This is a genomic window from Amycolatopsis sp. WAC 04169 (assembly GCF_003947535.1).
Lineage (GTDB): Bacteria > Actinomycetota > Actinomycetes > Mycobacteriales > Pseudonocardiaceae > Amycolatopsis > Amycolatopsis keratiniphila.
The window spans coordinates 21,089-34,257 of record NZ_QHJI01000023.1 but is presented as its reverse complement, the minus strand read 5'-3'; the positions used below and the strand labels follow the sequence as shown (position 1 = coordinate 34,257).

At 70.4% G+C, this 13,169-nt stretch carries 13 protein-coding genes; 11 read left to right on the top strand and 2 right to left on the bottom strand.

Annotation, left to right across the window (positions count from 1 at the left end):
• The first annotated feature begins 299 nt into the window (after nt 1-299).
• The 8 genes from DMC61_RS40675 (at nt 300) to DMC61_RS40640 (ending at nt 7,404) form a co-directional block, all read left to right on the top strand.
• Complete coding sequence (locus tag DMC61_RS40675; RefSeq protein ID WP_125695744.1) at nt 300-1,220, top strand: phosphotransferase; 921 nt, start codon at nt 300-302, stop codon at nt 1,218-1,220.
• A gap of 83 nt (nt 1,221-1,303) precedes the next feature.
• Nucleotides 1,304-2,773, top strand: a complete 1,470-nt coding sequence (locus DMC61_RS40670) for a 2-hydroxymuconic semialdehyde dehydrogenase (protein WP_125695743.1) — start codon at nt 1,304-1,306, stop codon at nt 2,771-2,773.
• Nucleotides 2,770-3,702: an acetaldehyde dehydrogenase (acetylating) gene (locus tag DMC61_RS40665; RefSeq protein ID WP_199750230.1), complete on the top strand. Its 933-nt coding sequence runs from the start codon at nt 2,770-2,772 to the stop codon at nt 3,700-3,702. The genes DMC61_RS40670 and DMC61_RS40665 overlap by 4 nt, the downstream gene beginning before the upstream one ends.
• Nucleotides 3,699-4,706: a 4-hydroxy-2-oxovalerate aldolase gene (gene dmpG, locus DMC61_RS40660; protein ID WP_125695741.1), complete on the top strand. Its 1,008-nt coding sequence runs from the start codon at nt 3,699-3,701 to the stop codon at nt 4,704-4,706. The genes DMC61_RS40665 and dmpG overlap by 4 nt, the downstream gene beginning before the upstream one ends.
• Nucleotides 4,703-5,470 carry a 2-keto-4-pentenoate hydratase gene (locus DMC61_RS40655; protein ID WP_125695740.1) on the top strand — a complete coding sequence of 256 codons (768 nt, stop codon included), beginning with the start codon at nt 4,703-4,705 and terminating at the stop codon, nt 5,468-5,470. Before dmpG ends, DMC61_RS40655 begins: the two co-directional genes overlap by 4 nt.
• The gene (locus tag DMC61_RS40650; RefSeq protein WP_125695739.1) at nt 5,467-5,895 is read left to right on the top strand and encodes a RidA family protein; all 429 of its coding nucleotides are present in this window, start codon (nt 5,467-5,469) and stop codon (nt 5,893-5,895) included. The genes DMC61_RS40655 and DMC61_RS40650 overlap by 4 nt, the downstream gene beginning before the upstream one ends.
• Nucleotides 5,892-6,413 carry a 3-hydroxyanthranilate 3,4-dioxygenase gene (locus tag DMC61_RS40645; protein WP_125695738.1) on the top strand — a complete coding sequence of 174 codons (522 nt, stop codon included), beginning with the start codon at nt 5,892-5,894 and terminating at the stop codon, nt 6,411-6,413. Before DMC61_RS40650 ends, DMC61_RS40645 begins: the two co-directional genes overlap by 4 nt.
• A gap of 1 nt (nt 6,414) precedes the next feature.
• Nucleotides 6,415-7,404 carry an amidohydrolase family protein gene (locus DMC61_RS40640; protein ID WP_125695737.1) on the top strand — a complete coding sequence of 330 codons (990 nt, stop codon included), beginning with the start codon at nt 6,415-6,417 and terminating at the stop codon, nt 7,402-7,404.
• Here the strand turns inward: DMC61_RS40640 and DMC61_RS40635 are convergent.
• The gene (locus tag DMC61_RS40635) at nt 7,401-8,324 is read right to left on the bottom strand and encodes a LysR substrate-binding domain-containing protein (protein ID WP_125695736.1); all 924 of its coding nucleotides are present in this window, start codon (nt 8,322-8,324) and stop codon (nt 7,401-7,403) included. The genes DMC61_RS40640 and DMC61_RS40635 overlap by 4 nt on opposite strands.
• A 26-nt stretch (nt 8,325-8,350) precedes the next feature.
• Here DMC61_RS40635 and DMC61_RS40630 point away from each other — a divergent pair, with 26 nt between their 5' ends.
• The gene (locus tag DMC61_RS40630; protein WP_199750229.1) at nt 8,351-9,523 is read left to right on the top strand and encodes a carboxylesterase family protein; all 1,173 of its coding nucleotides are present in this window, start codon (nt 8,351-8,353) and stop codon (nt 9,521-9,523) included.
• 295 nt (nt 9,524-9,818) lie between these two features.
• Here DMC61_RS40630 and DMC61_RS40625 read toward each other — a convergent pair whose 3' ends face one another.
• Nucleotides 9,819-10,376 (bottom strand): hypothetical protein, encoded by a 558-nt coding sequence (locus DMC61_RS40625; protein ID WP_233595111.1) that lies wholly within the window; start codon nt 10,374-10,376, stop codon nt 9,819-9,821.
• A gap of 137 nt (nt 10,377-10,513) precedes the next feature.
• Here DMC61_RS40625 and DMC61_RS40620 point away from each other — a divergent pair, with 137 nt between their 5' ends.
• Together DMC61_RS40620 and DMC61_RS40615 are read left to right on the top strand one after the other, a co-directional pair.
• A complete protein-coding gene (locus DMC61_RS40620) occupies nt 10,514-11,173 on the top strand; it encodes a DUF4255 domain-containing protein (protein ID WP_125695734.1) in 660 nt (219 codons plus the stop codon).
• On the top strand, nt 11,170-13,158 hold the full coding sequence (locus DMC61_RS40615) for an ATP-binding protein (RefSeq protein WP_125695733.1): 1,989 nt from the start codon (nt 11,170-11,172) through the stop codon (nt 13,156-13,158). Before DMC61_RS40620 ends, DMC61_RS40615 begins: the two co-directional genes overlap by 4 nt.
• Nucleotides 13,159-13,169 lie beyond the last annotated feature (11 nt).

The following is a 13,169-nucleotide window of genomic DNA, read 5'->3' as shown; positions in this document are numbered from 1 at the left end:
GCCCGGACCTTGATCACGCTGGACAGTTCTTTCACAAGCCAGCAAGGCAGTGGCTTTCTGAGTCACCACGCGACCAAGTCCGGACCCTAACCACTCACACGAACAGCGCAACCACCCTGACACTGAGTGGCTTTCGCGGCACGAGCGCTGGAGCGGTTGTCTGCCGCCGGACCTTATCGGGGCGAGGTCGCCTCCCGTTGCGCGTGAAGGCCCCCTTCCCTCGGCTCAGCCGAGGGAAGGGGGCCTTCACGCGCAAACATGGGCGCGGGAGGGCGGCGAACCTGGCACAGTCCCCTTCCGTGACATTGGATGATCTACCCGACTGGCTGCCGGTCTGGTGTGCGGAGCAACTGGGAGCCGAGCCGGTCCGCGTCCGGTTCGAACTGCGGTCGATGTCGACGGTGTTCGGCCTGCGGCTGGCAGGCGGACAAGACGTGGTGGTGAAGGCGCGCGAAGACGACGGGCGCGCCGCGTCCTGTGTCGCCGCGCAGACTTGGTTGGCGGACAACGGGTTCCCGTGCCCGCGGCCGCTCACGCCCCCGGTCCGCGTCGGCGCGCTGGCCGTGCACGCCGAGGAGTTCCGCCCGGGCGGCGAGTTGCTGCCCGGCGATTCGCCGGACGTCGCCGTGCGCTACGCGGAGGTGTTCGCCCGGCTGATGGCCGGGCTCGCCGGCTTGGCCGTCCCGCCGCCGTTGCCGAATCCGCGCTGGTCGCGGTGGGATCACCGGGATCCCGGGGTGTGGCCGTCGATCGCGTCCCTCGACGAACTCGATCAGAGCGCGGTGCCCGCGTACGTCGTCGACACGGCGCGCCGGGTGCGCGAGCGGCTGCTGGTCGCGGATCTGCCGTGCGTGCTGGGCCACGCCGACTTCGAGGCGCAGAACCTCTGCTGGCACGGCACGGACGTGTGGTCGGTGCACGACTGGGACAGTCTCGCCTGGCAGCCGGAGGCGGCGCTGGTGGGCGGAGCGAGCGGCGTGTTCCCCAAGACCGGGCCGGCCAGGCTGCCGCCGATCGAGAGTTCCGCCGCGTTCCTGACGGCCTACCAGGAGCATCGTGGGCGCCGGTTCACCGAGGAGGAACAGGAGGTCGCGTGGGCGGCCAGCCTGTGGACGGCGGCGCACGACGTCCGCTGGGAAGCCCTGCACGGCAAGCCTCCCAGCGTCAACGACGCCCTTCGCGCGCAGGCGGCCGAACGTCTTCGGCGGGCGAACGCCTGACCCTGCGATATGTCCATTCAGCGATAGCAGGGGCACGGATACGCATTTGTTCCGCATGGGCCCGGCGGACCACAGTGGACGGCATGACGCAGTCAGTGCGGTGGATCCGCAACTTCGTGGACGGTGAGTTCGCCGAGCCGGACGGGCCGGGGTTCCCGGCGGTCGATCCGGCGACCGGCGCGGAGTTCGCCCGGGTGCACGAGGCGGACCGCGCGCTGGTGCACCGCGCGGTCACCGGAGCCCGCGCCGCGTTGCACAACGGTTGGGCGGACACCCCGGTGCGGGAGCGGACGGCGTTGCTGCGCCGGGCGGCCGACGGGATCGAGGCCCGGTTCGAGGAGTTCGTCGCGGCCGAGGTCGCGGACACCGGAAAGCCGGTCACCCAGGCCCGCGAACTCGACGTGGCCCGCGCGGTGGCGAACTTCCGCACGTTCGCCGACGTGATCGCGGCCGCCGGCCAGGAATCGTTCGTCACCGATCTGCCGGGCGGGGCGCAGGCGCTGAACTACGCGGTGCGCAAACCGCTCGGCGTGGTCGCGGTGATCGTGCCGTGGAACCTGCCGCTGCTGTTGCTGACCTGGAAGGTCGCGCCCGCGCTCGGCTGCGGCAACGCGGTCGTGGTCAAGCCGAGCGACCAGACCCCGTCCACCGCGACCCTGCTGGCCGAGGTGCTGGCCGAGGCAGGGCTGCCCGCGGGCGCCTACAACGTGGTGCACGGGTTCGGCGGCGATTCGGCGGGGCAGTACCTGACCGAGCATCCCGGCATCGACGGGGTGACGTTCACCGGCTCGTCGGCCACCGGGACCCAGGTGATGCGCACGGTCGCGCCCCGGGTGCGGCCGGTGTCGTTCGAACTCGGCGGGAAGAACGCCGCCATCGTGTTCGAGGACGCCGATCTCGGCGAGACGCTGGCCGGGCTGACCCGGTCGGTGTTCGCGAACACCGGGCAGGTGTGCCTGTGCACCGAGCGGGTGTACGTGCAGCGCCCGGTGTTCGAGGACGTCGCTGCCGGGCTGGTGGAGCGGGCCCGCGGGCTGCGCCTCGGCGACCCGGCGGCGGAGCGGACCACCACCGGTCCGCTGATCTCGCCGGAGCACCGGCGCAAGGTGCTGGACTACCTCGCGCTGGCCGAGCAGGCCGGCGCCAAAACCCTGACCGGCGGCGGAATCCCGGAGCTCGGGCCGGAACTCGACGGCGGCTCGTGGCTGGAGCCGACGCTGTGGACCGGCTTGACCAACGAGGACCGGCCGGTGCGGGAGGAGATCTTCGGCCCGGTGGCCGCGCTGATCCCGTTCGACACCGAGGAAGAGGCGATCGCGCTGGCCAACGACACCGAATACGGGCTGGCGGCCTCGGTGTGGACCGAGGACCTGCGCCGGGGACACCGGGTGGCGCAGGCGATGCACGTCGGCATGTCGTGGGTGAACACCTGGTTCCTGCGCGACCTGCGCTCGCCGTTCGGCGGGATGGGGCTTTCCGGGATCGGCCGGGAGGGCGGCGCGTCTTCGCTGCACTTCTACACCGAGCCGACGAATGTGTGCGTGCGGCTGTGACGGCGACGGTTCCGGTCGCCGTCATCGGCTCCGGCAATATCGGCACCGACCTGATGATCAAGGTGCTGCGGTTGTCGAAGACGCTGCGGATGGCCGCGATGGCGGGCATCGACCCGGCCTCGGACGGGCTGGCCAGGGCCGCCAGGCTCAAGGTGGCCACTACCCACGGCGGCATCGACGGCCTTGTCGGACTGCCGGAATTCGCCAACGTGCGGGTGATCTTCGACGCGACCTCGGCCGGCGCGCACCGGCGGCACGCGGAGGTGGCCGAGGCGCACGGCAAGCTGATGATCGACCTGACCCCGGCCGCGGCCGGCCCGTTCGTGGTGCCGCCGGTGAACCTCGACGAGCACCTCTCGGCGCCGAACGTGAACATGGTGACCTGCGGTGGACAGGCCACGATCCCGATGGTCGCCGCGGTTTCCTCGGTCGCGCCGGTCGCGTACGCGGAGATCGTCGCGTCGATCTCGTCCCGTTCGGCGGGGCCCGGCACCAGGGCGAACATCGACGAGTTCACCGAGACCACCGCGGCCGCGATCCGCGAGGTCGGCGGCGCCGGGACGGGTAAGGCGATCATCGTGCTGAACCCGGCCGATCCGCCGATGATCATGCGGGACACGGTGTACTGCCTCGTCGAGGGCGAGCCGGACCGGGAGAAGATCGCGGCGTCGGTGCGGCTAATGGCCGAACGGGTGCGCGAGTACGTGCCGGGCTACACGCTGAAGCAGGAAGTGCAGTTCGACCCGCTGCACCGGCAATGGGTGCCCGAACTCGGCCGGGAGCTCTCCGGGCTCAAGGTCTCGGTATTCCTCGAAGTACTCGGCGCGGCCCACTATCTGCCGGACTACGCGGGAAATCTGGACATCATGACCTCGGCGGCGCTGCGCACGGCCGAGCGGATCGCCGTATCGAGGGGGTGGCTCGGATGAAGGTCTATCTGCAGGACGTGACCCTGCGCGACGGCATGCACGCGATGGGGCACGCGTACACCGTGGACCAGGTCCGGCGGATCGTATCCGCCGTGGACAAGGCCGGGGTGGCGGCGATCGAGGTCGCGCACGGCGACGGGCTCGGCGGGTCCAGCGCGACGTACGGATTCGGCGCGCACACCGACGAGGAGTGGATCACCGCGGCCGCCGAGGTGATCGAGAACGCGACACTGACCACGTTGCTGCTGCCCGGAATCGGGACCATCGGACAGCTGCGCCGCGCCCGTGACCTCGGCGTGCGCAGCGTGCGAGTCGCGACTCACTGCACCGAGGCCGACGTGGCCGCGCAACACATCGCCTGGGCCCGCGAACAGGGCATGGACGTGTCCGGATTCCTGATGATGAGCCACCTTTCCACGCCGTCCGCGCTCGCCGAGCAGGCCAGGCTCATGGAGTCCTACGGCGCGCATTGCGTGTATGTCACCGATTCCGGCGGCAGATTGACGATGAACGGGGTCGCCGAGCGGATCGACGCGTACCGGCAGGTGCTCGACGCGCGGACCGAGATCGGCATCCACGCGCACGAGAACCTTTCCCTTTCGGTGGCGAACAGCGTGACCGCGGTCGAGCACGGCGCGTACCGCGTGGACGTCGCGCTGGCCGGCCAGGGCGCGGGGGCGGGGAACTGCCCGGCCGAGCCGTTCGTCGCGGTCGCCGATCTGCTCGGCTGGGAGCACGGCGCGGACCTCTTCGCGGTGCAGGACGCGGCGGACGACCTGATCCGCCCGCTGCGGGACCGGCCGGTGCGGGTGGACCGGGAGACGCTGACCCTCGGCTACGCGGGCGTGTACTCGAGTTTCCTGCTGCACGCCGAACGCGCGGCCGCCCGGTACGGACTGGACACCCGGCGGATTCTCACCGAGGCCGGCAGGCGCGAGCTGGTCGGCGGGCAGGAGGACATGATCGTGGACATCGCACTCGACCTGGTACGGAGCGGCACATGATGGCCGTCGCGGAGATCTCGGCGCTCGCCGATCGGCTGGACCTCGCGCAGACGACGTGCGCGGACACCGCGAGCCTCGCCGACGACCACGAGCTGGACATCGCCGAAGCGTATGCGATCCAGGCCGCGCTGGTGGCCCGCCGCGAAACCCGTGGCGAGCGGGTGCTCGGGGTCAAGCTGGGGCTGACCAGCGAGGCGAAGATGGCGCAGATGGGCGTGTCCGAGGTGATCGCCGGCAGGCTCACCGACGCGATGCGGGTCGCCGATGGCGGCGAAGTCTCGCTGGCGCGCTTCATCCATCCGAAGGTGGAGCCCGAAATCGCGTACCGGCTGGCTCACGATGTCGACCTCGACGACCCCGCGTTCGACGTGGAGTCCGCCGTGGACGCGATGGCTCCGGCGATCGAGATCATCGACTCGCGGTACCGGGATTTCCGGTTCACCCACACCGATGTCGTCGCGGACAACACCTCGGCAGCCGGATACGTGCTCGGCGCGTGGCGCGCGTTCGGCGAGGCGGCGGACCGGGCGGTGCGACTGCGCTCCGGAGACCGTGAGGTGATCGGCTCGACGGCGGCGATCCTCGGCGATCCGGTGCGCGCGCTGCACGCGCTGGTCGAGCTGTGCCGGAAGCGGGCCATCCCGCTGCGGGCAGGGCAGGTGGTGCTGGCCGGGGCCGCGACCGAGGCGGTGCCGTTCGCGCCTGGCGTCGCCGAAGCGGACATCGCCGGGCTGGGCCGGGTTTCGGTGCGGGGGCTGGCATGAACGGGCGGGTGATCTCCGGACTGGCCAAGCCGAGGGGCCGGTTCCCGCATGTGAAGGTCGCGGGAGACCTGATCTTCGTGTCCGGGACGAGTTCCCGGCGTCCCGACAACACGTTCGAGGGCGTCGAGGTGGACGAACTCGGCACCACGAATCTCGACATCCGCGCGCAGACCCGCGCGGTGATCGAGAACATCCGCGGCATCCTGCGTGATGTCGGCGCCGATCTCGCCGACATCACGCAGATCACCACCTTCCTGGTTTCGATGAACGATTTCGGTGGCTACAACGAGATCTACGGCGAATACTTCGACGAAACCGGCCCCGCCCGCACCACGGTCGCGGTGCATCAGCTGCCGCATCCGCATCTGCTGATCGAAATCCAGGCGATCGCCCACCTACCGAAAGACATGGAGGCCCCCCGATGACCGGCATTCCCGAAGTCGTCAATTTCCAGGCCTGGATCGCCGAGCACGAGCATCTGCTCAAGCCGCCGGTGAACAACCGGACCATGGCGCTCGGCAACGATTTCATCGTGCAGATCGTCGGCGGGCCGAACCAGCGCACCGATTTCCACGTCGACCCCTACGAGGAATGGTTCTACCAGCTCAAGGGGAACATGCACGTGAACATCATGACCGACGAAGGCCGGAAGACCGTCCGCATCTCCGAAGGCGACACCTGGCTGTTGCCGGGAGACATCCCGCATTCGCCGCAGCGCCCGGAGGCGGACTCGATCGGCCTGGTCATCGAGCGCGTCCGCGAGGAGGGCACGCTGGAGAAGTTCCAGTGGTACTGCCTCGAATGCGCCGCGCTGGTGCACGAGGTGGAACTCCAGGTGCGCGACATCGTCGAGGACCTGCCACCGGTCTTCACCGCGTTCTACGGCGACGAACAGGCCCGCACCTGCGGAAACTGCGGCGCCCTCCACCCCGGAAAGGGCTGAGATGACCGGCCTGATCGACATCCACACGCACTACGTGCCGAACGGCTGGCCGGATCTGCGCGCGGACGCCGGGCCCGACGCGCCGTGGCTGCGCGTGGAGACCGAGTCCGAGGCGATGATCATGATGGGGGACAAGGAGTTCCGCCGGATCGGAGCGGACTGCTGGCACGCGGAGACCAGGCTGCTGGACATGGACGCAGACGGCGTGCACGCCCAGGTGGTCTCCCCGACGCCCGCGTTCTTCAACTACGGCCGGACCGGCGAGCAGGCGGCGCGGATCGCGCGGATCTTCAACGACCTGGCGCTGGAGATCGTCGCTCCGGCGCCGGACCGGCTGATCCCGTTCTGCCAGGTTCCGTTGCAGGACACCGACGCCGCCTGCCGTGAGCTGGAACGCTGCCTGGCCGCGGGGCATCGGGGAGTGGAGATCGGCAACCACGTCGGCGACCGCGATCTGGACAGCGCCGGGGTGGAGACCTTCCTGCAGCACTGCGCGTCGCTCGGGGTCCCGGTGTTCGTGCACCCGTGGGACATGGACGGTTCGCCCCGGCTGGACCGGTGGATGGCGCGGTGGCTGACCGCGATGCCCGCGGAAACGCATCTGTCGATCCTGGCGCTGGTGCTCGGCGGCGTCTTCGACCGGATCGACCCGAGCCTGAAAATCTGTTTCGCGCACGGTGGCGGGTCTTTCGCGTTCTGGCTCGGCCGGATGGAGAACGCCTGGCACCGGCGGAACGACGTCATCGGCACCTCGGAGTTCCCGCCGTCGCACTATCTCGACCGGTTCCACGTCGATTCGGTGGTCTTCGACGAGCGGGCGCTGCGGCTGCTCATGGACACCCTCGGCGCCGAGCGGGTGATGGTCGGCAGCGACTACCCGTACCCGCTCGGCGAACGCCCGGTCGGCGAGGTGGTGCGCAAGAGCGGTTTCCTGACCGAACCCGAGCGGCGGCTGATCACCCGCGAAAACGCCGAGCGGTTCCTGTCCTAATGCGACATTCCGGAGGCGACGTCGGTGAGGCTGCGGATCAGCGCGTCCACCGACGGGCTGAGCGTGCGCTGGGCGGGCAGGGTGAGCCCGACACTGTGCCCGATGGGTTCCAGCGCCAGCGCGATCCTGGTGATCCTCGGGTCGTCCTTGGTGATCAGGCTCGGCAACGCGGCGATCACGTCGGTCTCCAGCAGCAGCTGCCGCACGGTGAGGAACGACGTGGTCTCCACCCGGTTCGCCGGCAGCGGGAAATCGTTGCGGGTGAACAACTGTTCCAGCTCGCGGCGCAGCGCGGTCTCCGCGCCGGGGAGGATCCACGGGTACTCCGCGAGGTCGGCCAGCGCGACATCGGTCGCGCCCGCCAGCGGATGCGCGGTGCGCACCACCAGATCCACCGACTCGTCGTACAGCTTGCGCCGCTCGATCCGCTCGTCCGACGGCGCCGTCAGCCTGCCGATGATCAGGTCGACCCGGCCCGCTTCCAGCTCCACCAGCAATGCTTCGGGAGAACCTTCCCGGACCACGATCGTCAGGTACGGCCGCTCGGTCTTGATCGCCGCGATGGCGCGTGGCAGCAACATGTTCGACCCCGCGAGATGGGTGCCGACCACGACCGTGCCGCGCTCCGCGTCGGCGAGTTCGGCGACGTGCCGTCCGGCCTGTTCGAGCTGGGCGAGCACCGCGCGGGCATGCCCGGTGAACGCCTCGCCGAACACGGTCGGGGTGACGCCGCGCGGGCCGCGTTCGAACAACCGGACGTCGAGGATCTCTTCGAGTTCGTGCAGACTTCGGGTCGCCACCGGCTGCGTCACGTGCAACTCGGCGGCGGCCCCGACCACGGTGCCCTGCCTGGCCAGCGCGTCGAGCAGGACGAGATGGCGGAACTTCAGTCGGCCGTCCAGCAGGCGAGGCAAGATCACCGGCCGATCCTACCCGGGAGATGCGTATGACCACGATTGTCCGAACCGGACCGATTCGCTACGCCACGGCGGAACGGTTCGCGCCGCCGGTCGCCGTCACGGGGCAGGCGCCGTCGAGCGGTGAGATCAGCCCGCAGCCACCGTCCCGATTGGACCGGGTGATGGGGCCGCCACACGACCGGCTGCCGCAGGGCGAGGACTGTCTCAACCTGACGATCAGCACCCCGGGCCTGGACGCCGGGCGCAGGCCCGTGCTGTTGTGGCTGCACGGCGGGGGTTTTTCCAGCGGTGGCGGGTTGCTGGACTGGTACGACGGTGGCGCGCTGGCCGCCGAGGGCGACCTGGTGGTGGTCGGCGTGAACTACCGGCTGGGCGCGCTCGGCTACCTGTACCTGGACGGCGTAAGCCCCGGCAACCTCGGGCTGGCCGATCAGCTGGAGGCGCTGCGCTGGGTGCGGGCCAACATCGCGGCCTACGGCGGGGATCCGGACAACGTGACGGTCGCCGGGCAGTCGGCGGGCGGCATCTCCATCCGGCTGCTGATGGACCTGCCCGAGGCACGCGGCCTGTTCCGGCGGGCGATCCTGCAGAGCGCGCCGCTCGGCCTCGCCACCCGGTCACCCGGACAGGCGGACAAGCTCGGCCAGGTGTTCGCCGACGCGCTCGGCACCGACCCGCGTACCGCCGGGATCACGGAAATCCTTGCCGCGCAAAGGGAAACCGCGCTGACGAACCTGCGGCTCAGCGGCGACCCGATGGCTCCCGCGTTCGTTCCGGTGGACACCGCGGACCGGACGTCCTTCGTGGACAACGTGCGCGGCCTCGATGTGCTGTACGGCTGGAACGCCGACGACATGACCGCGTTCCCCTGCGCCGCCGGGACCGACGAGGTCTACGTCGGCCCGTTGGCGGATTTCGGCGACCGGCTGCGCGGGGCCGGCGCCGGCGTCTGGTCGTATCGCCTGGACTGGCGGCCCGAGGGGTCCGAGTTCGGTGCCACCCACTGCGTGGAGCTGCCGTTGCTGCTCGGCACCCGGCAGGCCTGGCGGGACAGCCCGATGCTCGGGACGGTCCCGTGGGCGGAGGTCGACGCCTTCGGCACGGCCCTCCGCGCTGTCTGGGCGACCTTCGTCCGCGGCGGCACCCTGGATCCGGCTCCGGTCGCGGGCCGTCCGATCACGTTCGCCGGTCTTCGGTGACGCCGCTGTTCGTGGCCCGACGGTGGGCTGAAGGCTCCCTTCGCCGAGTCTGATGCGGCGAAAGGAGCCTTCGGCCCGGGTCGGATACGGGCCGCGAGTGGAGATTCGGGCTGGGGTGACTTAGGTACTGACTGTCGTGCAGTTGCGCGTGTCCAGACGGACGGCGCGTGTGATCCGATGGACGACACGCGTGTCCAGACGGACGACTCTCGGCAAGACTGCGCCGACACGCGTGTCGTCCATCCCATCACGCGTGTCGTCCGACCAGACACGCGAAAACACCGGACTTGCGACGCTAGGGGACCAGGTCCGGCCGGACTCTCGCGATCTCCTGGGTCAGCTCCCGCACGATGGTGCTGTTCGGCAGTCTCAGTTCCACTTCCGGACCGGGAGTGGACGGGCGCGTGAACAGTTTCGCGTGGCGGCTTTCGAAAAACGGGTCCTTGGTGGTGAACACCAGGGCCGACACGATGACCTTCGCGTTCGGGTCGCCCTGGGGCCGCGGGCGCGGTTCCTGGCCGCGCACCGCACGCACCTCGTCCCATTCGATCAGGTCGGATTTACGACCGGCTCGCCACCACAGACCACGTTCGTCGGCCGCGAAGCGAATCTTGTGGGGGACCGAGCCGATCGCCGTCAGCAGACCGCCCACCGCGAGCATGCCGAAGATGAAGGCCGCGGGTTCCTCGGGCATCTTGATCCTGCGCGACGACGAGGAGCCCCCGGCTTCCGGGAAGAGGGCGGCCAGCCCGAACAAGACCAGCATGGCCAGTCCGCCGATGAACAACCATCGACTGGACCGGTACTCGACCACGGGTGTCCCTGGAGTGGGTGACCATGTCTTTTGGGGCACGACCGGCAGCGTAACCGACGATGGCCCCGTTGCCCGTATGGGCAGTCCGGCGTACCCGAAGGTCTGCCGCTGCGCGGCTGGCCGCCCGGCGCCGCCGCGATCATCGTGGGATGACCGCCCGTCCGAGGAGGTCCGCGGTGATCCATGAGGTCGACGAGGCGCTGCGGCGGCTGGTACGAGGCGAGACCCGGCGCGGCAGCGAGATCGAAGTCGCGTTCGACGCGCCCAACAAGGAGTGGGCGGCGAGGCGCAACGCTCCCACGGTGAACGTCTATCTCTACGACGTACGCGAGGACCTTCGACGCCGCTCGCGGGGCCTGCTCAACGAGTACGACCAGCTCGGCAAGGTCTCGGCGCGGCACCTGCCGCCCCGGCACATCAAGCTGTCCTATCTGGTCACCGCGTGGACACAGCGTCCGGAAGACGAGCATCGCGTGCTGTCCGACCTGTTGCTCGGTTTGCTCGCCCACGACGCCGTCCCGGAGTCGGCGCTCACCGGGTCGCTGGCCGAGATGGGCCTGCCGGTGCCGATGACGGTCGCGTTGCCGCCGCCCGAGGACCGCGCCTTCGCCGACGTCTGGACCGCCTTGGGCGGCGAGCTGAAACCGTCGCTGGACGTCGTCATCTCCGCGCCGGTCCACAGTGGACGGGTGTACCAGGCCGAACGGCCGCCGGAGGAAGGCCTGAAACTCGACACCGGCGACGACCGGCTGATCGGGCACCATGTGGCGGAGAGCGGGGCGGTCGAAGGTCAGCGCCGGGTCGCGATGGCGCGCACCCATCGGAAGTCCCGATGAGCCTGGAGTACCTGTTCGAGCGGCTGGCGCGGCTCGAACAGCGGATCCGGGACGCGGTCGAGAGCCGCCGGGCCGCCGACCCGAACCCCGAGGACCCGTTCCGTGGGCTGTACCTGTCGAACGAGACGATCGACGCGCTGCTGGAGGGCCACCGCGAGCCGTTCCCGCCGTTCACGGACTCCGTGCCGGGCGGCCGTCTGCACCCGCTGGCGGAACGCGCGGGACTCACCGGCGTCGACGTCGAACTGCTGCTCGTCGCGCTCGCGCCCGACCTCGACAGCCGGTTCGAGCAGTTCTACGGCTACCTCAACGACGACGTGACCCGTCGGCGGGCGACGGCGGGTCTGGCCTTGCGCCTCTGCGGCGTCCCGGAGGCGTCGGCCACCGGCCGGGCGCGCCTCGACGCCGACGCTCCGCTGATCACCTGCGGCCTGCTCGCCATGGAAGAGGAGGAACGCCCCTTCCTGTCACGCACGCTCCGGGTGCCCGACCGGGTGGTGAACCACCTGCTGGGCGACGACCGGCTCGCCCCGGAACTCGCCGGGTGCGCACGCCTCGGCACGAAGTCCACCGATGTGGCCGGTGCCGATCGGCTCGCCCGGGCGATCCGAGGGCAGGTCGGGCTGGTCTATCTGAGGGAGCATCCTGGCGGCGGCGCCGAAGAACTCGGCGTCGCGGCGCTGACCGAGGCGGGCTTTCCTGCACTGGTGGTCGACGCGGCACGATGGCAGGCGGAGTCCCGGCACGGCGAGCTCACCGGCTCGCTGGTACGGGAGGCGTTGCTGCGCGGCGCGGGGCTGGTGCTGGGCCCGGTCGACGACTCGCCGCGCCTGGAGACGCTCGCTCATCCGGCGGTCCCGTTCGTCGTGCACGGCACCGGGGCCTGGGATCCCCGATGGAGCGCCACCCCGCCGTTGCAGCTGGACGCTTTCCCCTTGCCCGCGGCGAGCCGGGTGGGTCTTTGGCGCAGCCATCTCGACGGGGTGCTCGCGCCGGATGTCGATCCGGGGGAGGCGACCGCGCATTTCGTGCTGGGACCGGGGCAGATCGCCCGCGCGGCGAAGGCGGCGTCGGTGACGGCGCTCGCCGATGGCGGGCCGGTGCGGACGTCCCACCTGCGCGCGGGCGCGCGGAGCCAGAACGCGGCCGGTCTGCAGCGGCTCGCCCGGCGGATCGAACCCGTGGTCGGCTGGAGCGACCTCGTGCTGCCCGCGGGCGTACTGTCCCTTTTGGACGAACTGGCCGCGCGGGCACGCTACCGGGACCAGGTGCTCGACGAGTGGCGGATGCGGCCGGGCGGCGGCCGCGGCCGGGGTGTGACAGGGCTCTTCGCCGGGGATTCGGGGACGGGGAAGACGATGTCCGCCGAGGTCATCGCCGCCTCGCTGGGGCTGGATCTCTACACCGTGAACCTGGCGACGGTGGTCGACAAGTACGTCGGTGAGACGGAGAAGAACCTGGAACGGATCTTCACCGAGGCCTCCGGCGTCAACGGCGTGCTGCTGTTCGACGAGGCGGACGCGATCTTCGGCAAACGGTCCGAGGTGCGGGACGCGCACGACCGGTACGCGAACATCGAGAGCGCCTACCTGCTGCAGCGGATGGAAACCTTCGACGGCATCGCCGTGCTGGCGACCAATCTGCGCGCGAACCTCGACGAGGCCTTCACCCGGCGGCTGGACGTGATCGTGGACTTCCCGTTGCCGGACGTCGAACTGCGGCGTCAGCTGTGGGACCGCTGCCTCGGCACCCGGATGCCCCGCGCCGGCGACCTGGACCTCGGGTTCCTCGCCGAGGCCTTCGAGCTGGCAGGCGGGCACATCCGCTCGGCCGCGGTGACCGGTGCGTATCTGGCCGCGGAGGCAGGCCGTCCGGTGGCGATGACGGATCTGGTCGGCGCGGTCGCGCGGGAGTACCGCAAGCTGGGCAGACTCTGCCTGGACCGCGAGTTCGGGCCGTACCTGGCGCTGGTGACCGAGGGCTGACCTGCCCGTTC